Source organism: Enterobacter sp. BWH64 (assembly GCF_001037645.1).
Classification (GTDB): domain Bacteria; phylum Pseudomonadota; class Gammaproteobacteria; order Enterobacterales; family Enterobacteriaceae; genus Enterobacter; species Enterobacter hormaechei_C.
Genome location: NZ_KQ089922.1, coordinates 3352425 through 3372743, shown reverse-complemented (window position 1 = coordinate 3372743; position 20319 = coordinate 3352425). Strand labels below are relative to the sequence as shown.

Annotated in this window: 28 protein-coding genes and 1 tRNA gene; all 29 read left to right on the top strand. The window is 52.9% G+C overall.

Annotated elements, in window-relative coordinates; translation table 11 throughout:
- Positions 1 to 33: 33 nt before the first annotated feature.
- Positions 34 to 315 carry a hypothetical protein gene (locus SK50_RS16110; RefSeq protein WP_023300401.1) on the top strand — a complete coding sequence of 94 codons (282 nt, stop codon included), beginning with the start codon at positions 34 to 36 and terminating at the stop codon, positions 313 to 315.
- 210 nt (positions 316 to 525) lie between these two features.
- Positions 526 to 981, top strand: coding sequence for a YbcN family protein (locus SK50_RS16105; protein ID WP_048229692.1), 456 nt, complete (start codon positions 526 to 528; stop codon positions 979 to 981).
- A complete protein-coding gene (locus SK50_RS16100) occupies positions 981 to 1151 on the top strand; it encodes a NinE family protein (RefSeq protein WP_048229690.1) in 171 nt (56 codons plus the stop codon). The genes SK50_RS16105 and SK50_RS16100 overlap by 1 nt, the downstream gene beginning before the upstream one ends.
- On the top strand, positions 1144 to 1782 hold the full coding sequence (locus SK50_RS16095) for a recombination protein NinG (protein ID WP_048229689.1): 639 nt from the start codon (positions 1144 to 1146) through the stop codon (positions 1780 to 1782). Before SK50_RS16100 ends, SK50_RS16095 begins: the two co-directional genes overlap by 8 nt.
- Complete coding sequence (locus SK50_RS24195; RefSeq protein WP_101731559.1) at positions 1779 to 1895, top strand: hypothetical protein; 117 nt, start codon at positions 1779 to 1781, stop codon at positions 1893 to 1895. Before SK50_RS16095 ends, SK50_RS24195 begins: the two co-directional genes overlap by 4 nt.
- Positions 1892 to 2581 carry a bacteriophage antitermination protein Q gene (locus SK50_RS16090; RefSeq protein WP_048229687.1) on the top strand — a complete coding sequence of 230 codons (690 nt, stop codon included), beginning with the start codon at positions 1892 to 1894 and terminating at the stop codon, positions 2579 to 2581. Before SK50_RS24195 ends, SK50_RS16090 begins: the two co-directional genes overlap by 4 nt.
- Before the next feature lie 474 nt (positions 2582 to 3055).
- Positions 3056 to 3130 (top strand) — tRNA-Ile (locus SK50_RS16080).
- A gap of 179 nt (positions 3131 to 3309) precedes the next feature.
- Positions 3310 to 3630 (top strand): hypothetical protein, encoded by a 321-nt coding sequence (locus SK50_RS16075; RefSeq protein WP_017383027.1) that lies wholly within the window; start codon positions 3310 to 3312, stop codon positions 3628 to 3630.
- Between the two features lie 55 nt (positions 3631 to 3685).
- Positions 3686 to 4138 carry a lysozyme gene (locus SK50_RS16070; RefSeq protein WP_080031250.1) on the top strand — a complete coding sequence of 151 codons (453 nt, stop codon included), beginning with the start codon at positions 3686 to 3688 and terminating at the stop codon, positions 4136 to 4138.
- Positions 4135 to 4596: a lysis protein gene (locus SK50_RS16065; protein WP_047727187.1), complete on the top strand. Its 462-nt coding sequence runs from the start codon at positions 4135 to 4137 to the stop codon at positions 4594 to 4596. The genes SK50_RS16070 and SK50_RS16065 overlap by 4 nt, the downstream gene beginning before the upstream one ends.
- Positions 4597 to 4636: 40 nt before the next feature.
- Positions 4637 to 5164, top strand: coding sequence for a hypothetical protein (locus tag SK50_RS16060; RefSeq protein ID WP_032652818.1), 528 nt, complete (start codon positions 4637 to 4639; stop codon positions 5162 to 5164).
- A 93-nt stretch (positions 5165 to 5257) separates the two neighbouring features.
- Positions 5258 to 5476: a hypothetical protein gene (locus SK50_RS16055; RefSeq protein ID WP_013097720.1), complete on the top strand. Its 219-nt coding sequence runs from the start codon at positions 5258 to 5260 to the stop codon at positions 5474 to 5476.
- A 3-nt stretch (positions 5477 to 5479) separates the two neighbouring features.
- Positions 5480 to 6130, top strand: a complete 651-nt coding sequence (locus SK50_RS16050) for a hypothetical protein (protein ID WP_045142317.1) — start codon at positions 5480 to 5482, stop codon at positions 6128 to 6130.
- The gene (locus SK50_RS16045; protein ID WP_048229685.1) at positions 6127 to 7695 is read left to right on the top strand and encodes a terminase; all 1569 of its coding nucleotides are present in this window, start codon (positions 6127 to 6129) and stop codon (positions 7693 to 7695) included. The genes SK50_RS16050 and SK50_RS16045 overlap by 4 nt, the downstream gene beginning before the upstream one ends.
- A gap of 11 nt (positions 7696 to 7706) precedes the next feature.
- Positions 7707 to 9155 (top strand): DUF1073 domain-containing protein, encoded by a 1449-nt coding sequence (locus tag SK50_RS16040; RefSeq protein WP_048229683.1) that lies wholly within the window; start codon positions 7707 to 7709, stop codon positions 9153 to 9155.
- Between the two features lie 31 nt (positions 9156 to 9186).
- Positions 9187 to 10095, top strand: coding sequence for a phage minor head protein (locus SK50_RS16035; protein WP_048229991.1), 909 nt, complete (start codon positions 9187 to 9189; stop codon positions 10093 to 10095).
- A 98-nt stretch (positions 10096 to 10193) separates the two neighbouring features.
- Positions 10194 to 10544 carry a hypothetical protein gene (locus SK50_RS16030; RefSeq protein WP_156171093.1) on the top strand — a complete coding sequence of 117 codons (351 nt, stop codon included), beginning with the start codon at positions 10194 to 10196 and terminating at the stop codon, positions 10542 to 10544.
- Between the two features lie 71 nt (positions 10545 to 10615).
- Positions 10616 to 12001 (top strand): hypothetical protein, encoded by a 1386-nt coding sequence (locus SK50_RS16025; RefSeq protein WP_048229680.1) that lies wholly within the window; start codon positions 10616 to 10618, stop codon positions 11999 to 12001.
- Between the two features lie 3 nt (positions 12002 to 12004).
- The gene (locus SK50_RS16020) at positions 12005 to 12445 is read left to right on the top strand and encodes a hypothetical protein (RefSeq protein ID WP_048229679.1); all 441 of its coding nucleotides are present in this window, start codon (positions 12005 to 12007) and stop codon (positions 12443 to 12445) included.
- 11 nt (positions 12446 to 12456) lie between these two features.
- Positions 12457 to 13533, top strand: coding sequence for a major capsid protein (locus tag SK50_RS16015; protein WP_045142324.1), 1077 nt, complete (start codon positions 12457 to 12459; stop codon positions 13531 to 13533).
- A gap of 9 nt (positions 13534 to 13542) precedes the next feature.
- Positions 13543 to 13944: a hypothetical protein gene (locus SK50_RS16010; RefSeq protein WP_048229678.1), complete on the top strand. Its 402-nt coding sequence runs from the start codon at positions 13543 to 13545 to the stop codon at positions 13942 to 13944.
- Positions 13945 to 14020: 76 nt separating this feature from the next.
- A complete protein-coding gene (locus SK50_RS16005; protein WP_023306305.1) occupies positions 14021 to 14404 on the top strand; it encodes a DUF7370 family protein in 384 nt (127 codons plus the stop codon).
- 101 nt (positions 14405 to 14505) lie between these two features.
- A complete protein-coding gene (locus tag SK50_RS16000; protein ID WP_023306304.1) occupies positions 14506 to 15054 on the top strand; it encodes an HNH endonuclease in 549 nt (182 codons plus the stop codon).
- Positions 15055 to 15280: 226 nt separating this feature from the next.
- The gene (locus SK50_RS15990) at positions 15281 to 15637 is read left to right on the top strand and encodes a hypothetical protein (RefSeq protein ID WP_023314029.1); all 357 of its coding nucleotides are present in this window, start codon (positions 15281 to 15283) and stop codon (positions 15635 to 15637) included.
- Positions 15638 to 15639: 2 nt separating this feature from the next.
- Complete coding sequence (locus tag SK50_RS15985; RefSeq protein WP_032652844.1) at positions 15640 to 16008, top strand: hypothetical protein; 369 nt, start codon at positions 15640 to 15642, stop codon at positions 16006 to 16008.
- Positions 16005 to 16388, top strand: a complete 384-nt coding sequence (locus tag SK50_RS15980) for a phage tail termination protein (RefSeq protein ID WP_048229674.1) — start codon at positions 16005 to 16007, stop codon at positions 16386 to 16388. Before SK50_RS15985 ends, SK50_RS15980 begins: the two co-directional genes overlap by 4 nt.
- 64 nt (positions 16389 to 16452) lie before the next feature.
- Positions 16453 to 17232: a hypothetical protein gene (locus SK50_RS15975; protein WP_032652847.1), complete on the top strand. Its 780-nt coding sequence runs from the start codon at positions 16453 to 16455 to the stop codon at positions 17230 to 17232.
- Between the two features lie 60 nt (positions 17233 to 17292).
- The gene (locus SK50_RS15970) at positions 17293 to 17964 is read left to right on the top strand and encodes a DUF6246 family protein (protein ID WP_048229671.1); all 672 of its coding nucleotides are present in this window, start codon (positions 17293 to 17295) and stop codon (positions 17962 to 17964) included.
- A gap of 41 nt (positions 17965 to 18005) precedes the next feature.
- Entirely contained in the window at positions 18006 to 20312 is a 2307-nt protein-coding gene (locus tag SK50_RS15965; RefSeq protein ID WP_048229669.1) for a tape measure protein, read from the top strand.
- Positions 20313 to 20319 lie beyond the last annotated feature (7 nt).

Here is a 20319-nt window from a genome sequence, read left to right as displayed (position 1 = left end):
TCATTTGGCGATGTAAAACCAACAGGAGGCGTTATGAGTATCGATCAACTTTGCATGAAACAAGAGTGCTGGGCACTGGAAATGCTCGGTAGGGTTGGCGCTTTAACGCAGTGCCCCCATCATGAGGGCGCTTATGTTGATGAGGGCATAGATGAGGCTAACATCTATAAATACGCAGCTGGAGCTTATAAAAAAAGCAATGGTGGTCATCCATTTGAAAATTTTAAAGAGATGACTGATGCCGTTAAAGGCGCATACGAAGAGCACGGTGGAAATGATGTTTGCCCGCTGTGCTTTAAACGCGTGGACGACTAACTCATTGGCCTCTCCGGAGGCCTTTCTCTTACGTTGATTTTGTTGAATCAACCGTCCATAATCATGTCATCGGAGCCTGAACAACTCCGGTGACTTCTGCGCATTTAAGGGGACTTAAATGCGACCACAATCTGAACTCCTCACCTTGTCACAGATGCAGAAATGCACCTGCGATTTTCTTCATTCTGCGGTTTCCGTTAAGGAGGCCGTATGACTCTGCCAGTAGACGGTATCAAACTCCATCGCGGTAACTTCGCGGCCATCGGCCAGCAGATTCAGCCATTGCTGGATGCCGGGCAATGTTTCCGCCTTCAGGTTAAGCCATGGCGCGATAAGCGCAGCCTGTCGCAGAACGCGCTCAGCCACATGTGGTACACGGAAATCAGCGAGTACCTCATCGCCCGCGGCAAGACCTTCGCTACGCCTGAGTGGGTCAAAGACGCGATGAAGCACACCTATCTCGGCTACGAAAGCAAAGACCGGGTGGATGTCTTGTCCGGAGAGGTCACGACCGTGCAGTCACTCCGCCATACGTCTGATCTGGAAACCGGCGAGATGTACATCTTCCTGTGCAAAGTCGAAGCCTGGGCGATGAACATCGGCTGTCACCTGACCATCCCGCAGAGCTGCGAGTACCAGCAGCTGCGCGATAAGCAGGAGGCCTGATGTCTACTCCGCTTTCCCGCGTCATCACCAACGAAATATTCCGCGTTCATGCGCGCCGCAAGCGTAAGCCCGCGGTTAAGCCGTCCGACATCCCGACACTGAAAGGCTACACCGCCCGCCTGGTGGATCAGAAATGGCTGCGTCTCGCTGCACGGAGGAATCATGCATAAACCAACCCGTCGAACCTGCAAGGTCTGCAAAGAGAAATTCACCGCTACCTTCGACAACGTCTGGTGGTGCTGTCCTGAGCATGGCGCCATCTACGCGCTGGATTTGAGGGCAAAGCAGAAGGTGAAAGAGGCCGCTAAGCGTATCAGTGAACAGAAAGAGGCAGAGAAGGCAGGGCGAAAACGCCGACAAGAAAAGCGCGAGTCACTAAAGTCTAAATCCCAGTGGGATAAGGAGGCTCAATCGGCCTTCAACCGCTACATCCGGATCCGGGACGAGGGGAAAGAATGCGTCAGCTGCGGCAATCCGCTCCTCGGCAAATGCAATTACCTCACTGGTAGCGCTATTGATGCCAGTCATTACCGTTCGCGCGGAGCTGCATCACACCTCAAATTCAACGTGTTTAACGTCCACTCAGCCTGCACCCGGTGCAATCGTCAATTGAGCGGTAATGCCGTCGAGTATCGTATTCGGCTGATTGAGCGTATTGGCTTGGAGCGCGTCGAACGTCTTGAATCAGACAACGAGCCGCGCCGGTTCGATATCCAATACCTTCAACGCATCAAATCCATTTTTACACGAAAAGCCCGCGCGCTGGAAAAACGCCGGGCACGCCGACAGGAGGCCGCATGAACCACGCCGATTTCCTGCGGTACCAGGCAGAAAGCGTTAAGCGCGCCTGCATGCCACCAGTAGCAAAGCACAGCCAGACTAAAACCAACCAGCCACATAAGGAAGCCGCATGAACAGTCAGCAACTGGAATACGTACGTCAGCAGCTCATTGTGGCGACCGCAGATCTGAGCGGGGCGACGAAAGGGCAGCTGGTAGCCTTCGCCGAAAACGCGCAGTTCACCGCGACGGCGCGCAGCCGGGGCCGGAAGAAAATCACCGATCCGGTCACCGGCCGCAAAGTTAACCCGGACGGTCCGGCGATGAGCGGCAGCCAGTCACGCGCCAAGGGATCGTCTATCGCGTTAGTCAGCCCGGTTGAGTTCGGCACCGCCTCATGGCGCCGCGCTGTCCTGTCGCTGGAGGACCACCAGAAAGCTTGGTTGCTGTGGAACTACAGCGAGAATATCCGCTTCGAATACCAGGGGGCTATCACCCAGTGGGCATGGGCAGAGTTCCAGGAGCAGCTCGGCGCGAAGAAAGTGGCCGGCAAGACGATGGAGCGCCTGAAGAATCTTATCTGGCTAGCGGCACAGGACGTAAAGGCTGAGCTGGCTGGCCGTGAGACGTACGAATACCAGGCGCTTGCAGAACTGGCGGGCGTTGCGAAATCCACCTGGACAGAAACCTATCTGCCTCACTGGCAGGCGATGCGTAACAGCTTTAAGCGGCTAGATAGCGGTGCGCTTATTTCAGTAACGCGATCACGTTCACAACAAAAGGCGACAAATTCGCACGCAACTCTTGCAAAACCGAACTGAAACGCATATATTTCATGTAAATCTGATATCGTCGTCATAGCTTTGATTGTCGACAAAGAATTAAGAGCCTCGCCATCGTGCGGGGCTTTGTTTTTTGTGCTTTATGTAAACCAAGTGGTCTTTAAAAGTTAATAATCTTTTTTTACTTATGTAAAATATGGCCTCCAGTGAAAACAGAGAGACCTCATCATGAAGAACTTCCAGCTTTATGTTGGCGGCACTAACAACATCATCTATCGTTACGAAATCAGAAAGGTGGATGATGCTTTTAGTGTTCGAATATTCAACGTCAAAAACAAGTTGCACAAAGAGGTCGGTTGTAAGTCGCTTCGCTTTGTGTCAGCTCATGATGTTATCGATGAGTGCACATCGCATTACAGGAGGCACGCTGAAGGCCTAAGAGGCTTTTTACGTGGGCTCAAAATGTGGTGAAGGTGCAACTCAACAGACAGGTCGCTTAGGCGGCCTTTTTATTTGCCTGTAGCTAAGCGGTAAAGCTCCCAAATCATAATTGGATGATTGCTGGTTCGAATCCAGACGGGCGACCCAAACCCACTACCTGGGACCCTTCGGCCATAGAGCCGACATTGCCTTACCCTCATCTTCCTGGCTTGTCGCCAGGTTTTTTATTCCAGGCCGCAGACAATCAATTCCAGATGCCACGTAGCTAACGTGTCTGACGGCCTTTCCCCTACTACCACACAGCACCCCGGAACCGGAGGTGTGGAATGCAACGTATGAACCCAACAGATGGACACAATCTGCCTTACTGGTGGTCAACTCTTCTGGGGTTATTTTCCGTTCTCAGTTTACAGGACTACGTCTTTATTCTCGGCGCGCTGGTCTCTGCATACTTCACGATTAAGACCTATTACGCGAAACGGAAAGAAGAGCGTGAACGGCTGGAAGAAGAAAAGAAACGTACACAGTTACTGGCTAAATACCTTGCTGAGGTAAGCGAGAAACCCCACTCCGAACGTCCGGCATCTGCCGAGGTTGTAACGGAGGCAATGCGGAGAATGTCCAGTGGCGAACTTGAAGCTGAGTAAGAAGAGTGGCGCGGCCGGGATCGTTTGTTCAGTGGCTACAATTATCGCAATCGTGATGAATGCGGGCCATGTCAGGACTAACGAGCGCGGGCTGGAGTTAATCGGCAACGCTGAATCTTGCCGACGTGATCCGTATGTGTGCCCGGCAGGTGTGCTTACTGACGGAATGGGTAATACGCATGGCGTAAAGCTCGGCACCGTTAAGTCTGACCAGCAGATCGCAGCCGAGTGGGAGCGCAACATCCTTGATGCTGAGTCCTGCGTTAACCGCTACGGAAATGGACGCAAGCTGTCTGACAATACTTTCTCGGCAGCTGTATCGGTAACGTTTCGAGCTGGCTGCGGGAACATGCGCACCTCCACGATGTTCTCTCTTCTCAGAAGTGGGGACATCACAGCGGCATGCCACCAGTTCCCTCGCTGGGTATGGGGTGGCGGCAGGGTTCTGCCTGGTCTGGTTACTCGTGCCGGGAAAGAAGAGGCGCTCTGCCTGGACGGTGTGAAATGAGCCGATTAACCGCAATCATCTGTGCTGTCGTTATCTTCCTGCTCGTTACCATGGCCTGGGCGATTAACCACTACCGCGACAACGCCATCACCTACAAAGACCAGCGCGATAAAGCCACTGAGAAACTCAGCCTGGCGAACGCCACCATCAAAGACATGCAGGTGCGTCAGCGTGATGTCGCGGCACTGGATGCCAAATACACCGGAGAAATGGCAGATGCCAAGGCTACTATCGATCAGCTTGAGCGCGATGTTGCTTCTGGCAAGCGTCGGTTGCAGCTCAACGCAAAATGTCCCGCGAACGGAGCGACCAGTACCGGCAGCCTGGGCGATGCTCCCGGCCCCCGACTTACTGACCCTGCTGAACGGGATTATTTCACCCTCAGAGAGCGAATCGTCACAGTGACGAAGCAGGTCGGCTATTTGCAGGAATACATCAAAGAGCAGTGCTTAAATTGATTGAATCAAGTAAAATCACCTTGATAAATTAGGGGTGATTATGGACGAAAAACAAATTGCATTAGAGGCTATGTTGGCAGCTAAGGACTCTGCACATTGGGCGTGGTGGACAATGGCTGCGACTATATTCAGTGTTCTGATTTCCTTGGGTACTCTAGGTATGGCTTTCAGCGCCTTGGATACTTGGCGTCAGCAAGAGATGTTAAAGCTGAAGATGGAATTCAAGAGGTCTATTCTTGAATTAATTTATGCTATGGACTCTATGCCAAGAAATTGGTCTTATCATCAGATCAATTTAGCTCGGGCAAGGTTACAAGCATCGCCTGAGGTTGCAAATAGAGTTGCTGACCCTGCCCAGATATACATCAATAAAATGGCTCTCAAGGATGCATTTAGTGGCTCAACCAAAGCATGGATCATGTGTGAACATCTCTTCTCTGAAACAGAGATCGAAGTCTTATGGAATAAGTTTCGAGGTGAGTTTCGAGATTACATAATGAGGGGCGGCGATACCAATCGCCTTGCAGGCATTCTCGAATCACTAAATGTAAAACTAAAGGTTTTATAAATCTAACCACCCTTGGGTGGTTTTTTATTGCCATCACCATGAGTAGCCTCATCGTAATGGCATTATCCCCATAAGCGGATAAAGAGGCTCTCAATGTCCGACATCTACCAAATCACGCTAACCACCCAGACAGGCGAAACATTCACGGGCAAGATGTCACGACGTCAGCCTGAGCTGGTTAACGGCTTTGTGCCGCTGGCGACCGAGACGGGCGAGTGGCTTTACTTCGCTCCGGCCGATGTGAAGCGCGTGCAGTTTACGCCGGTACCGGCAGAGCAAACCGAACAGCCAGCAGAACAAACAACGGAGTAACGAATGAGCAAACCGGACTGGGAGGCCATCGAGACGGCGTACCGGGCCGGAGTGATGTCCCTCCGAGAAATAGCGTCACAGCACGGTATCAGCGAAGGCGCTATCCGTAAGCGTGCCAAGCGTGACGACTGGTCGCGTGACCTCAATGCGAAGATTCAGCAAAAGGCTGAAGATCTGGTACGCAAACAGGAGGTACGCAAACAGGTACGCAACGAAAGCACTTTGACCGAGCGCGTACTGATAGAGGCGACTGCCGAGGTAATTGCCACGGTACGCATGGAGCACCGGGGAGACATCCGCCGGGCTCGTGAACTGACCAACACGCTATTCGATGAACTTGGTGCGCAGTGCGCAGATGTAAGCGCGCTCGAGCGGTTGGGCGACATCATGTTTGACCCCGACGATAAAGGGCGGGACCGGCTCAATGAAATTTATCAGAAAGTGATCAGCCTGCCTTCCCGTGTTAAATCCATGAAAGACCTCAGTGACAGCCTGAAGACGCTGATCGGCCTCGAGCGTGAGGCGTACAGCATCGAGAATAAGGCTGAAACGAAAGAGGTCACCCATAACGTCATGCTGGTGCCAACCAGTGACAACGTGGATGACTGGGAGGCGGCAGCGCAGAAACAACAGGACGGGGTGCTCGGTGGATGAATTACAAAGCTGTATGGAAGCCACTGCCTGGATCTCAGTCCCTGGCGCTGAGCTGCCCGTGTAACGAAATCCTGTTCGAGGGCACTCGCGGACCGGGCAAGACAGCTGCGCAGTTAGCCAGGTTCAGGCGTAATGTCGGCGTGGGTTATGGCTCGTTCTGGCGCGGCGTCATTTTCGACACCGAATACAAGAACCTTGCCGACATCATCACTCAGTCGAAGCGTATGTTTCGCCTGTTCAACGACGGTGCGCGCTATCTGTCATCTGCGAGCGAATTGCGATGGGTATGGCCTACTGGCGAGGAGCTGCTCTTCCGCTTCGGCAAAGAGGCGGACGACTACTGGGATTTCCACGGGCAGGAATTCCCGTTCATTGGCTTTAACGAGCTGACGAAACAGCAGTCTCCAGAGTTCTACGAAATGATGTTCTCCTGCCGGCGCTCATCGTTCAGGCCGGAAAACTACCCGCTGGAGAATGGCAAGTTACTGAGGCCGATCCCGCTGGAAACGTTCAGCACTACCAACCCGTTTGGCATCGGGCATACCTGGGTGAAGAAGCGCTTCATTGAGCCAGCGCCGCGCGGAACCGTGCAGCGCGACCGGCAAATGGTGTTCAACCCTCAGACAGAACGAGAAGAGGAAATCACGCTGACCCGCGTGGCCATCCACGGATCGTTCAAAGAGAACCCGTACCTCGACCCGCAGTACATCGCTACGCTGATGGCAATTAAAGACCCTAACCGACGCAAAGCGTGGGTAGAGGGCTCCTGGGATGTGACCAGTGGCGGACGCTTTGACCACCTTTGGAATGAATCGCTGCACGTCATTAAGCCGTTCCGCATACCGGATAGCTGGACAGTTGACCGCTCCCATGACTGGGGTGAGTCGAAGCCGTTCTCTAATCTGTGGTGGGCGCAGGCTGATGGCACTGCCGCCGAGCTGCCTGATGGTCGGCAGTTCTGCCCGCCGGCAGGGACGTTAATCCTGATCGGAGAATGGTATGGCTGCCCGCCTGATGAGCTGAACAAAGGCCTGAATATGTCATCCACCAACGTCGCGAAAGGCGTGGCGTGGATTGACAAGCGGCTGGTGGGCGAAGACGTCGACGAGCCGGAAGAGATTCAAATAGACGGTGTTACGCAGGGCCAATTGAACGTTGTTCCGGGAATATGCTCGGAAGTTATCCCGGGCCCGGCTGATAGCGCCATTTTCAATACCGGTGACGATGAGTTGTCGATCGGCCAGAAAATGGAAAATCAGGGTGTCGAATGGCTTGAAGCCAATAAGAAGCCAGGCTCACGAGTTAACGGGGCCTCGGTATTTGCCGACATGCTTGAGGCTGTAGTTGAAGGTAAGAAGCTGGAATCTGGAATCCCTGAGAAGCCTGCCTTTTACGTGTTCGAGCATTGCCGTGGCTGGATTAGCCGCATACCAGTGCTGGTTCGCGACAGCAAAAATCCAGATGACGTAGATACCCAACAGGAAGACCACGACTGGGATGCTACCCGCTACCGAGTACTGCACTCACCACAGAAAATTACCGGCATGTTGGTGCGCTCGCGCTGACGGAGGAAACCGTGAACGAAAGCGAAAATAAACAACTCGCCACGAATGCCAGCATCGACCGCGAGCGGATGCGTTACGTCAATGCACTGTTCAATGGCACCAGTAATACCAAGCGTAAGCGCCTGTATCAGGAGTTTGGGTACCCGCAGGATCTCTGCTTCGATGACTTTTACCGGGCATACCGCCGCAATGCCATCGCTGGCGCCGCAGTGGCGCGCATGGTTGATGGCTGCTGGGAGGATTACCCGGACGTTTACGAAGGCGACCAGACTAAGGATGCCACACAGCAGACACCCTGGGATAAGAGGGTCAATAAGCTGCTTAAACGCTGCTGGAAGCAGATTAAGGGCGCTGACAAACGTAACCTAGTGGGCCGTTACTCAGCGCTGCTCATCCAGGTTAAAGACAGTAAGCCCTGGTGGGAACCTGTCGATAAGGCGATGGTCGGCAGACTCCAAGAAAGGGCGCTCGTCAGGCTAATCCCGGTCTGGGAGGCTCAGCTCGACCCTGTCAGTTATAACGAGGACCAGAACAGCGAGGACTACGGTGCTGTTAGCATGTACTCATTTACCGAGATACCGGTTCAGCAGCAACGCAGTGGCCAGCCCGGGCGAATCATCAACGTTCATCCTGATCGCGTCATCATCCTGGCGGAAGGTTCAGATGATGGAAGACTGGATTCCGGCGAGTCTCTGCTGGAAGAGGGCTTCAACAAGCTGATGGATCTTGAGAAGGTATCAGGCGGCGCGGCGGAGGGGTTCCTGAAGAATGCCAGTCGGCAGCTCAATTTTAACTTCAGCGCCAAGACAAGTTTTGCGCAGCTGGCAAGAGCACTGGGCGTTAGCGAGGCGCAACTCTCTGAAGGGATGGATGACCAGGTTCGTCGCCTGAATGACAGCACAGATAGCGCCGTCATCATGCAGGAGGGCGATACCAGCGTGCTTTCCGTGGCAGTTGCCGACCCGGAGCCAACATGGCGGACTGCGCTCAATGAGTTCTGCTCCACAGTGCCGATCCCGGTGAAGGTGCTGGTGGGCATGCAGACAGGAGAAAGGGCCAGCACGGAAGATGCGAAGGACTGGGCAAAAACCCGTATGAGCCGACGCAATGGCTTCCTGACCGAAGTAATCACTGAGGTGGTTACCCGCTTCTGGACGCTTGGTTTCATTCCTCCAGCCAGCGGCGAAGAAGTTACAGTGGGATGGTCCGATCTACTGGCGCCGAGCCAGGCAGAGAAGATTGCCAACATGGACAAGCTCGCGGACGTGGCCGTGAAGTCGACGAACGCGTTTGGCCGCTCAGCAATCACCGAAAACGAGATACGCGCGGCGGGCGAACTGCAAGCCCTGCCTGAACTTGATGATGAGGTGCCGCCAGATGGCAACCAGCCAAAGCCTGATCCACTGGACGACCCAGAATCAGAAGCCGAAAGGTCCGGTGATACCTCGGTCGAAAGTTGACCCCACAATGTCGCGTAAGTCCGTCAGCAGGATGGAGCGCGACATTGAGGATAGGTATTACGCGATAAAGGTAGCGTTGAAAGTACTATTCGCTCAGCGCCTGACCGGGAGAGAGCGTGAGGTAAACAGCCATAACTGGCACTTTCTTTGCCACGACAACGGCGCGGACATGCGGCTCTACCAGGTCAACGCCGGTAAGTTCATTTACGACATGTCGGCGCAGGAACTGGCGGACCTGCTGGAGGCGGTGCAGGGCATTCTCGATGACTATCTGCTGGATGGTGGTGAGAAAAACCTGTGGGCGATGGATTACGTCGTCGCAGAAGCGCAGCGCGGCACGCTGGAGGCATTCAATAACCTCTCGCAGCAGTCCCAGGTTTACGCCAGTCAGACGACGCTACAGCAGCTTTTAAGCAGCCCCGGTTATCTTAATCAGATATCGGCGGCCAGGCTGACAACGTTCAGTGACTGGAAGGTCATCAGCGACACCGCTCGCGGCGACCTGACCAACATCATCACCGATGCGGTAGCGCGCGGCGTGAATCCTCGCGAGACGGCCAGCCTCATCAGTAAGCGCCTCGATGTGTCTATGTCGAAGGCGAAGAACATTGCTCAGACCGAGCAGGTCGGCGCGCTTCGTGAAGCTCAATGGAATGAGACGGACTGGGCTTCCGAGAGGCTCGGGCTGAATACTGGTCTTCTCCATCTTTCTGCGCTGAAGCCTACCACCAGGACAACGCACGCATTCTGGCATGGAAAGGTCAGAACCGTGCAAGAGGTGCGCGACTGGTATGCAGTAGATGGTAATAAATACCACTGCTATTGCGGACAGATCCCGGTGCTGCTCAACGACGATGGAAGCATCTTCAATGAGGGGTTAGCGGATAAGTTGGCTAAAGAGCAAAAGCAATGGAAAACTGATATCGCCAAATATAATTAGTTGATACGGTGTTATTGACACTTAAATGGTGTTGTGTGATATTTAGTTTGAGCCAGGAAGTGGCTCATAACTTAATTTACAAAACATTAGGGTATATCATGTCAAATCATCGCTTATCCGCATCCCACACAGCAAAACTGATTGTTCTCAATGCCTATTTTTATGGGCAGGAAAAAGATAAACATATTTCGCGATACAAGATCTCGAAAAATACTCTTCGCGCTATGTCTGGCCGGAGCTCTATCCGTGCTTCTTTCCTTTCTGAGCTTGACTATGAGCTCGCAGAATTAGGTTGGATGCTGGTTGAAAACCATGATGACGATTTATGTTTCATGGTTATGGCTACAACAGGCAACTGGGCAAAGCTGAGTTCTCGGAGATTGAGCACCCTGATAGATGAAGGTGCGGATAGTATTGATAAAGCCTATGAAAATCATATAGAGCTTTAAAGCCATAAATTCTGACAAGGTCGCCACGGCGGCCTTTTTTATTGCCTGAAATCCACTAACGAGGACCCAGCATGAAACGCAACCGCGTTAACGTGCTGACCGTCGTCAACTCCGCTTCAAACATCACCACTGAAACCATCGACGGCAAGCCACATATCGTGGTTCGCGGCATCACGCCTGTCGTGGACGATATTGTGATGAACCGGAAGTTGTACCCGGCAGCAGAAATCGAAAAGGCCTACAACACGCTCGAGCGTAACCCGATGCCGCTGGGCCACCCGAAAGTGGACGGCAAGCATGTGTCGGCGCGCGATGTCCGGGCGGTGAACGAGTACCACGTCGGGGCCTGGCTACAGAACGTCAGCCACATAGATGGGAAGGTGATGGGCGACATGTACGTTAACCGCCAGTACGCCGAGTCGAGCGACAAGGGCAAGCGCCTGATCAACCGCCTGGATGAGATGCTGGCCGGCACCAACTCTGACCCGATCCACATCTCCACAGGCCTGCTCTATTCCGGTATCGCCGCCAACGGCGAATCGAAGGGCAAGAAGTACAACGAGATCGCCACAAACATGATGTTTGACCATGTGGCTGTGCTGCTTGATGAGCCAGGAGCCGGTACACCGGAGGAGGGCGTTGGCATCTTCGTTAACTCAGAAGGTGATGAGCAGCAGATCGAAGTTGCCCGCCTGGCTGACGGAATCGACTGCACCCGCGATGGCCTGATCAACAAAACCAAATTCTTCTTTACCAATGCCTCCAACTTTTCCTTCGACGACATACAGCGCGCAATCAGTGAAAAGCTGCGAGAGGGTCGATCTGATGACAACTGGCTTTGGCCAGAGTCGGTATGGCCTGACACCTTCGTATACCGGGATGATTCCCGTTATTTCAAACAGAAGTACATCATCGACGATGACGGCAAGGCCCAATTCGTCGGCGAACCTGTAGAAGTCGTGCGCAAACAACCTGAGTACGAGATTAAAACCAACGGAGAGAACGATCCGATGAAAGAACTGATTATCAATGCGCTGCAAGCCGCTGGTAAGCCGACTGAAGGCAAGTCCGACGCCGAGCTGATGGACGCATACAACCAGATGAAGGCCGAAGAGGCCACCGCCAAGAAAAAAGGCGATGAAGAAATCGACCAGGAAACCGGCAAGCTCAAGAAAAAAGAGCAGGCTACCAATAACGAAGAGATGCCAGCCTGGGCCAAGGTGCTAACCGAGCAGGTAACAGCCCTGAACAGCCAGATCAACGCCAGCGCTGAAACAGAGAAGGGCAATATGCGCTCCGCGGTTAAAGCCAAGTTTGGCATGACCGATCTTGCGGTGAACGCGCTGGACGGCGAGCCGCTGAAAGAGCTGTTTGCTCAGTGCCAGACCTCAACCGGCCTGAATGGTGCATTCCGTCAGGCTACTAACAACCAGTCAGTCAGCGAAATGCCGGAGTAAAAAATGGCTAAAGACGGAAAACACGTAATTCACGCGGGCGGTATCTTCGCAAACCCACAACTTCACCGAGAAGGTGCCGCAGCCGCTGATACTCCTCCTGGTACGATTGGTTTCTTCGACAACACAACGAAGAAATTCACCGCGTCTGTGGATGGCAATGAAGCCGCGATCCTCTACGTAGCCAACTATGACTACCTGCGTTGCAAAACCGTAGACGACGTCATCAAGGCTGGCGACTGGGTTGTTGCTTTCCACCCAACCCCGGGCGTTTTCTTCAACGTTCCCGCTGTAGCAGGTACTTATACGAAAGGGCAGCCGCTCTCTGTTGCGAACGGTCGTGTTAAGGCTGTTGGTACTGATGAATCGGTCCGCTGCTACGTAGAAGAAGACCGCTCATACACCATTGCAACGGCAGGTGACCTCCTGCGCGTGGTCATTAAATAAGGAGCACCTGAATGTTTGTATTCTCCACTAAGCAGGCGACCGAAACCGGGAACCTCGAAGCCAACATGGCTCAGTTCAATGAGCTTACGTTCGCTCGTAATTCCAGCGCTCAGGCCGTGGCAGACTTTATTGCTCGTACCCGTGTCCGCGGTGAAGCGGCAAATGCCCCGGTACTGGACGCAGTAAACGCAGTCGACGATATCCGTCGTCTTTACAAGGCCTATGACCAGACTGTGTTTAAGCAATTCGAACCGAACACTGAATTCACGCTGCTGAACGACCTGATGCCGCTGTCTCGCTCTGTTCGCCTGGAAGAGTCTGTGTACGAATACGCTCGCACCGGCGGCCGTGGCTGGGCGCACACTTCCATGTCCGGTCAGATTGGTGCTGCGCTGGATGCGAAGTCCTACACCTTCGATGGCACCATGGTACCGATCCACGACAGCGGCTTTAAGTTTAACTGGCGTGATCCGGTATTCAATAAAGGCTCTGCGCTCTCATCCTTGGCGGATGCTCAGGCCGGATCTGTTGATGATGTGCGTCGACAGTATGTGGACTACATCTGGGAAGGCTTCCGTGACGCAGACGGTAACTACATCAAATTCGATGACAAGACCTGGAAGGGTTTACGTCACGATGAGCGTGTGGCCCAGGTGACACTGACTGTTAACTTCGCAACCAGCACCGACCCGAAAGCCATGCGTGCCGCGGCGATAGCCCTGCGTGACGTCCTTAAGCTGCAAAACATGCAGTACGGCCAGCAGACGTGGTACGTCTCCAGCGAAATCATGTCCAACTGGGAACAGTATTTCGATGTGAACTCGCTCCGCACTGTGCTGGAAGAGATCTCCAAACTGTCAGGCATCGCGGCAATCAAAGAAGATGCTGAGCTGACCGGAAACGAAATCGTAATCGTACCGCTTCAGGCTGGCGTGATTGCTCCTATCGTCGGTCAGGCATTCGGTACTGTTGCCGATCCGCGTCTGCACTATAACTCAGATTACGTATGGCGCACCTGGGGTGCTGCTGGCCTGATGGTCAAGCAGGACATCAACGGTCACTACTCTGTTATTCACGCTTCAAGCTAAGGAAACAACATGGCACTCGTAAAGGTATTGGTAGCAAACCTCTTTGCCGGTGCCAGCCTTCAAAAGCTGGAGGCTGGACAGGTTTATGATGTCGATGACTCGATCGCTGAAAAGTGGATTGAGCAGGGCAAGGTAGAGAAATCCACCGAGAAGAAGGGTGAAAAGCTCGTCTTTGAAGTGGCGACACCTTCTGCGCCTGTGGCATCCAGTGCATCCGATTTGCAGTCAAAACTCAACGAGGCGTTGGCTCAACTGGAACAGGCCCGGTCTGAAATTGATGCTAAGGATAAAGAGCATGCCGAAGTGATTGAGCAACTGAAGCAGGAAAGCGCAGTTAAGTTGGACGCTGAAACAAAACGTGCTGACGCAGCTGAAGCGGCAATGGCAGAAGCTATCAAGAAGGCGAAATAACCATGGCTGACCCAATCACAGCGGCAGACGTGCAGGCGTTCCTCGGTGAATTGGGTTACTCAGGAGGGTATAAAACATGGCTGTAGTGCAGATAACGGCGGCGCAGGTTAAACAGCAGTTGTCTGCGCTTGGCTATACCACCGTTCCTGACTTCATGATCGACGCCTACCTGTGCAAGCTGGCGAAGATAGAACCCTGCCTGATTGCCGCCGGTTACGACGATTGCGATCTGATGCTCATCCAAGTGTACGCAGTCACCTTGATGGCTCTGACGGCGTACACGCAGCGGATTAAGTCGCAGGGCGCTCCGTCCGGTGCCTCTCGCTCGTTTGACTACGGCGAGAGCGTGCTCAACATGCGTGACGCGCTGCTGGCGCTGGATACGTCTGGCTGTACATCAGGATTACCCATTGATGTCGGTCAGAAAGTAGGGTTGTTTCTCGTTGTTGGTGGGTGTTAGTGCTGATAAAATATCCACGCGGCTAGGCTGATCACCGAAAGCAGAGATCGTAGACTCTGTTGCCGCAACCTCAATCTACGCGACCTTGCTACGAGGGTTACATGGATATCTGCACAGAAAAAAATCTTCCTGTGGACTACCTGCGAAAGCTGCTTGATTACGATGCACTTACTGGCGTTGTTAAATGGAAGCCCCGCGCTTTAGAGCATTTCAAAAGCGAGCGAGATTCTAAAATTTGGAACACTCGCTATGCTGGCACTGTTGTAGGGGTTCAGAATCGCAGGGGATACCTGGTATTCAAGCTTAATAAGCGATGCTACAGGCTTCATCGTGTTGTCTGGGCGATTCACTACAATGAGCACCCAGAAATCTTTATCGACCACATTAACGGTGATAAGCGGGATAACAGGATATCCAATCTGCGTCTCGTCGATGCTGAGGGTAATGCCAGAAACCGTAAAACTCCTTCGTCAAATTCATCTGGGATTATCGGCGTTAGGTGGGATAAGCGATATGGAACCTGGAAAAGCACCATTGGCGATGAAGGAGAGGATGTGTCTCTTGGCTCATTCGATAACCTGCTTGATGCCGCTGCGGCAAGAAAATCAGCAGAGGTGAGGTTCGGTTATCACCGAAACCATGGCAGATAACAAGACTTCAAACGACCAACCGCCTCCGGGCGGTTTTTTATTGGGCGCAATTCATGAACTGGAAATCTGTTAAGCACGGACTCCCACGCTCATTCACCCGCGTATGGGTCGAAACCGACACCGGGCGGGAGACTACCGGCTACGTGAAATCGGACGGAGAGTGGCACATCAACTGCCCCCGCATCCGGGCGACGGGCGCGAAGGTGCTGCGCTGGAAGGAGGGCTGATGTCGTCTACTGCTTCATGGTCATACAATAAGCCGTGCACGATATGGCGTAAGGGCGCGGGCGGTAATGACGAGTGGGGCGATCCTGTCGACCCGTACGAACCGCCTGAAACCATCATGTGCGACTACATCGGCGGCCTGTCTGCAAAGCTCGGCTCCATCGGTAAAGAGGTTGTCGTTAAGAACACCTTTTTCACGGCATACGCACTGGCCGATGAGGGCGACTACATCATGATTGGTGTGAGCGCTGAGCCGGATCCGGTCGTAGCAGGTGCTGATGAGGTCCGTCACGTGACGCGCTGGAACGACACTCTCGACGGTCTGGAAGATGACTGGGCGATAATTACGGGAGTGTAGCCATGGGCATCAAAGTGAAGGGCATCAGCCAGGCGAAGAAAAACCTTAATGCTCTGGTTGGTGATATTCAGGGGAGAAAGGTCGTTAGAGCCATGCAATCAGCTTTGATTATCGGCGGATCTCAGGCGGCGCTCTATACCCCGATCGATACGTCAACCCTCATCAATAGCCAGTTTCGCGAGATTACTGTAAATGGCAATCGCGTGACTGGCCGGGTGGGTTATTCAGCTAACTACGCTGCATACGTCCATGACCCAAGCGTACCTCAGAACTTCCGCCGGGCGACGGCCAGGAAGGAGTTTTTAACCAAGGGGTTTGAAGACACGCAGCGACAGATCGATGCTGTGATCGCCAAGGAAATGTCTCTATGAATCCTCCTATGTATCAGCGAGTCAGGAACATGTTTGGCGATGCCGGTCTTACTACCGGTTTCCTGGTTCAGCTTCTTAGTTTCAATGACCCGAATGATCTTTCGAAAGCGATCATGGTGTTCAGACCAAATGGCGGAACTCCCATCAGAAATGACCTCGGGAACGATAACTACGTCCTGGTCGATGTGATTGGTGCAAAGGGCAAAAACCAGGCGGCGGCAACGGCAGCTCAGTCAATCCTTGATTACGTTCAGGCAAATCCTCACGCAGACGAATGCGTGGGTAAGATCGAAAACATGGGTGCTTACCCAACTCCGGTGACGACGGAGGAGGGCAGGATTGTCCTGAGATTACAGTTTGCCTGCACTTTCGGGGACTGAAGAAAAATCATCAACACAAGGTCGCCATCTGGCGGCCTTTTTTTATACATAAAAGAGGTCAAAGATGGCTAATTGCCAAAACTCCAACGAAAGGGTATTCGGCTCGGCAACAGTGCTGGAGCTGGCCTATGGATGCCCAGACGCTCGGCCAACAGAAGACGACTGGAAGGCTCTGGGTGCTGGAACCAGTAAGGGTCTTGATTTCGCACCAAACTCGGTCACTTCTGACGCAGACGATACTGCTGGATGGGTAGAAAACATCATCACGAACGCAGACGCGACAATCAGTTTTGATGGTGAAGTGCGTAAGCACGACAAACTGGACCAGTTCGGCTACGGCAATCTGGTGAAGTACTTTACTGATGAGATCAATGCCAAGCGCCAGCCGACGCTGTGGGCGCGTATCGCTATCGGTCCAATCGAGTTCTCGGGCTATATGGTGATTTCTAACCTTACGCCAGCAGATGGCGGAAGTAACGACATCATCACGTTTACCGTTGAGTTCAAAGTATCTGATGGCACTACTGTTCAGGTTGTTAATACGGACGCCACGCCTTCAACGCCGTTGGCATTCTCCAAAGATTTGCCAGCAACTAAAGCTGCCGATGCAGACAACGACGTCGTTCTTGATGTTGACGTAACAGGCGGCCGCCCAACTTACAGCTACAAATGGTTCCTTGGCAGCACTCAGATCGATTCAACTGCAAACCCTACGGCGGCAACAGCCACGCTCTTGCTGCTTGGCGTTACAACCGCCTCGAGCGGTAGCTATCGCTGTGAAGTCACAGATAGCGACGGAAATAAAATCACCTCAACTACCTGCGTTCTCACTGTTACCGCATAGCGAACATTACAAAGGCTGTCGGCTGGCAGCCTTGATAATGACCGTTGATCAGGAAATACCATGACCGCTTTGAGAGAAATTGGCGAAATAGGCATAAGTGACAGCCGTGAAGGCGGAAAAGATTACTTGTTACGACCGTCTTTCGAGGCAATGACAAGAATCGGTGAGCCGCATGAAATTGTTGAGATATACGCTGATATCCATGGTCGCGAGGCGGAAAAATTAATCTCTGTCTGTGCAGATGCTTTTGGCGGTTTACCTGACTGGATGGGGCCAGCGATGCGCAGGGTTTCAGATCGCCTGCTAGCAAAAGCCATGGATGTTTTACAGGCGTGCTCAGACGAAGATTTAACGCCGATTGTTGGCCAATGGGATGAGGTTGAAGGAAAGCTTTCTTATTCGCCCGGTCTCATGCCTCAGTCAGATATTGTCATCTTTGCTCAGCATCTTTTACAGCATGGCGTAACAGGGAAAGCCAAGACGCGAAAACTCCAGCGCCATGAATCATCAGGCGGTACTACAGAATTTAACGCCATTGAATACATCAACGCAGCAAGGATCCACTTCAACATAAGCCTGGATGAAGCGCGTTGTTTGACCATGACTGAATTTCAGGCGTTGCTGTCAGAGAAATATCCGGACCAGAAAGGCCTAACCAAAGAAGAATACAGCGCAGTTGCTGATGATTTTCTGGCTAAACAGGCGGCAAGAAGGGCCGCAGCGAAGAAATAACTCCCGGCTATTGCGTGGGATAATCCACAGGAGAAATATCAATGGCTGGTGAGGAACAAGTAGGCAATATCGTCTATCAGGTGCAGATGGATGTTGCGAATCTGATTGAGGCCCAGCGCAAAGTAAATGAGCGCCTTGAGAAGATGAGTGGCGGAGCGTCAAAAGCGGCCAGTAAGTTTGACCAACTCCAGACCAGCATAAACAAAGTTGCCGGGGCCATAGCTGCATCGATAGTTGTTGACTGGGGGCGTGCATTCCTCGTTGCTGCTGACAACATGAGCCAGCTCAACGCGCGTATAGAGAGACTAACTGGCAGCGCAGCGACAGCATCGCAGACGATGCAGAGTCTGATGCGCATCAGTTCGGCAACGGGTGGTTCGCTACAGGATACAGCGAAGCTGTGGGAAACCCTCAGTACCGCATTGCGCGATACCGGTGCGACGAACGGCCAGGTCATCCAGCTCACCGAAACACTTCAGAAAATAGGTCGCATTGGCGGATCCTCGGCAGAAGAAATGGCGAATGCTCTTCGTCAGTTCGGTCAATCAATTTCCTCCGGCACTGTCAGGGCTGAGGAGTTCAACTCCATCCTTGAGCAAATGCCGGAACTGGCACGCCAGATTGCCGCTGGGATGGGTGTAAGCATTGGAGAACTTCGCCAACTGATGCTGGACGGGAAACTGACGGCAGAAGATGCTCTCAACGCCATTCAGAAGCAAACCGGCTCAGTGAATGCAGAGTTCGAGAAACTCCCACGCACACTGTCGCAGGCCAATACCGCTCTCACCAACTCTTTCCTGACTATGGTTGATAATATTAACCAGGCTACAGGAGCCAGTAACGGGATGGTTCTGGTTATCGATTCTCTTGCTGTTGCCATTGGCAGGCTTACCGGGCAGGCCGCTACCGCCAGTCAGCAAATAGCAGATCTGCGCTCTGAAGCCGAAATGTACGCCAAGCGAGCGAGAACATGGAGTTGGCTTGGCTTTGGTGACTGGCAGAAAGAGAACGAGGAGAAATCCGCGCAACTTACAGCTGAAGCTTGGGAGAAGGCATCTCGCGCCGGTTGGGATGCAGTTCAGAAAACAGCCGCAGCCACTAAACCTATCGAAATAAAAGCCACTGCCACTTCAGGTGGTTCTAAAGCGAAGGGAGGCAAGTCAGCAGCCCAGAAAGAGGCGGAGCAGTACGCTAAAGCGCAGGACTCGATAAACGAAAAATTGGAAGCCCTGAGACAAGAATCTATTCTTGCAGCAGGTTCAACCAGCGAATTAACCCGTGAGCAGCAACTACTAAGGGCAGAGATGTCTCTTGGTGCTGATGCAACGGATGAACAGCGACAGAAGGCAAGAGAGTACAAAGCACAGGCTTTGGACACTGCTGAAGCATTGAAAAAGCAAGCCCAGGCAGAAAGAGATAAGCAAGCTGCGCAGTCCAACTTCAGCAGCCTACAAAGCCAAGCTTCTCCTGTGGCTAGCGTTGAAAGCCAATTTCAGCAGCAGATTGAGCAACTTAACCAGTACGCTGCGCTCTACCCTCAGAAAATAGCTGAGGTAGAGGCTGTAAGGGCTAGCATTGAGGAGCAATATCGCCAAAAAAGACTCGATGCTCAGTGGCAAGAATTAAGCCAAATGAATATCGGCTTCGGCATGCTAACGAGTGCCGTGGATGCCTTTGGCGGAAACGCATCAAACGTCATAACTGGACTGATCACAGGAACGATGTCAGCTCAGGATGCTATGCGTTCTCTCGGGAATACGATGCTGAACAGCGTGGTCAATGCGCTAGTCCAGGTTGGAGTTGAGGCCCTCAAAAACTTCATTATAGGGCAGACATTGGGCGCAGCGGCTACTGCTGCTGGAGCATCTCAGGCTGCAATCTTGGCTACAGCTTGGGCTCCTGCCGCCGCCATGGCGAGCCTCGCTTCATTTGGGGCCAACTCAGTTCCTGCCATGACAGGAATTGCTTCAACGGTAGGCCTGGCACAGGGCCTTGCTTTAACCGGTATGCGTTACAATGGCGGCCCGGTGAATGCAGGAGGTCTTTATCAGGTCGGTGAGCGAGGGAAACCTGAGATTTACCAGGCCAGTACCGGTAAGCAGTACATGATACCGGGCGACAACGGCAAGGTGATCAGCAATAAGGATATGCAGAGCGGAAGTGGTGTAATAATCAACAATATCGTGCAGAATTACACCTCTGCTACCGTTGATTCTCAGGGTACAGTGAATTCAGATGGTAGCATTACCCTCACAACGATTATCGCGGATTTGAACAATGGTGGCCCGATAAGTCAGGGTATAACCAGTAATTTCAACGTAAAAAGAACCCCGAACGGTCAGGGATAAGGAGACT

Coding starts and splice junctions, on each gene's coding strand:
- SK50_RS16110 (WP_023300401.1), top strand. CDS start 34: ATGAGTATCGATCAACTTTGCATGAAACAAGAGTGCTGGGCACTGGAA.
- SK50_RS16105 (WP_048229692.1), top strand. CDS start 526: ATGACTCTGCCAGTAGACGGTATCAAACTCCATCGCGGTAACTTCGCG.
- SK50_RS16100 (WP_048229690.1), top strand. CDS start 981: ATGTCTACTCCGCTTTCCCGCGTCATCACCAACGAAATATTCCGCGTT.
- SK50_RS16095 (WP_048229689.1), top strand. CDS start 1,144: ATGCATAAACCAACCCGTCGAACCTGCAAGGTCTGCAAAGAGAAATTC.
- SK50_RS24195 (WP_101731559.1), top strand. CDS start 1,779: ATGAACCACGCCGATTTCCTGCGGTACCAGGCAGAAAGCGTTAAGCGC.
- SK50_RS16090 (WP_048229687.1), top strand. CDS start 1,892: ATGAACAGTCAGCAACTGGAATACGTACGTCAGCAGCTCATTGTGGCG.
- SK50_RS16075 (WP_017383027.1), top strand. CDS start 3,310: ATGCAACGTATGAACCCAACAGATGGACACAATCTGCCTTACTGGTGG.
- SK50_RS16070 (WP_080031250.1), top strand. CDS start 3,686: ATGAATGCGGGCCATGTCAGGACTAACGAGCGCGGGCTGGAGTTAATC.
- SK50_RS16065 (WP_047727187.1), top strand. CDS start 4,135: ATGAGCCGATTAACCGCAATCATCTGTGCTGTCGTTATCTTCCTGCTC.
- SK50_RS16060 (WP_032652818.1), top strand. CDS start 4,637: ATGGACGAAAAACAAATTGCATTAGAGGCTATGTTGGCAGCTAAGGAC.
- SK50_RS16055 (WP_013097720.1), top strand. CDS start 5,258: ATGTCCGACATCTACCAAATCACGCTAACCACCCAGACAGGCGAAACA.
- SK50_RS16050 (WP_045142317.1), top strand. CDS start 5,480: ATGAGCAAACCGGACTGGGAGGCCATCGAGACGGCGTACCGGGCCGGA.
- SK50_RS16045 (WP_048229685.1), top strand. CDS start 6,127: ATGAATTACAAAGCTGTATGGAAGCCACTGCCTGGATCTCAGTCCCTG.
- SK50_RS16035 (WP_048229991.1), top strand. CDS start 9,187: ATGGAGCGCGACATTGAGGATAGGTATTACGCGATAAAGGTAGCGTTG.
- SK50_RS16030 (WP_156171093.1), top strand. CDS start 10,194: ATGTCAAATCATCGCTTATCCGCATCCCACACAGCAAAACTGATTGTT.
- SK50_RS16025 (WP_048229680.1), top strand. CDS start 10,616: ATGAAACGCAACCGCGTTAACGTGCTGACCGTCGTCAACTCCGCTTCA.
- SK50_RS16020 (WP_048229679.1), top strand. CDS start 12,005: ATGGCTAAAGACGGAAAACACGTAATTCACGCGGGCGGTATCTTCGCA.
- SK50_RS16015 (WP_045142324.1), top strand. CDS start 12,457: ATGTTTGTATTCTCCACTAAGCAGGCGACCGAAACCGGGAACCTCGAA.
- SK50_RS16010 (WP_048229678.1), top strand. CDS start 13,543: ATGGCACTCGTAAAGGTATTGGTAGCAAACCTCTTTGCCGGTGCCAGC.
- SK50_RS16005 (WP_023306305.1), top strand. CDS start 14,021: ATGGCTGTAGTGCAGATAACGGCGGCGCAGGTTAAACAGCAGTTGTCT.
- SK50_RS16000 (WP_023306304.1), top strand. CDS start 14,506: ATGGATATCTGCACAGAAAAAAATCTTCCTGTGGACTACCTGCGAAAG.
- SK50_RS15990 (WP_023314029.1), top strand. CDS start 15,281: ATGTCGTCTACTGCTTCATGGTCATACAATAAGCCGTGCACGATATGG.
- SK50_RS15985 (WP_032652844.1), top strand. CDS start 15,640: ATGGGCATCAAAGTGAAGGGCATCAGCCAGGCGAAGAAAAACCTTAAT.
- SK50_RS15980 (WP_048229674.1), top strand. CDS start 16,005: ATGAATCCTCCTATGTATCAGCGAGTCAGGAACATGTTTGGCGATGCC.
- SK50_RS15975 (WP_032652847.1), top strand. CDS start 16,453: ATGGCTAATTGCCAAAACTCCAACGAAAGGGTATTCGGCTCGGCAACA.
- SK50_RS15970 (WP_048229671.1), top strand. CDS start 17,293: ATGACCGCTTTGAGAGAAATTGGCGAAATAGGCATAAGTGACAGCCGT.
- SK50_RS15965 (WP_048229669.1), top strand. CDS start 18,006: ATGGCTGGTGAGGAACAAGTAGGCAATATCGTCTATCAGGTGCAGATG.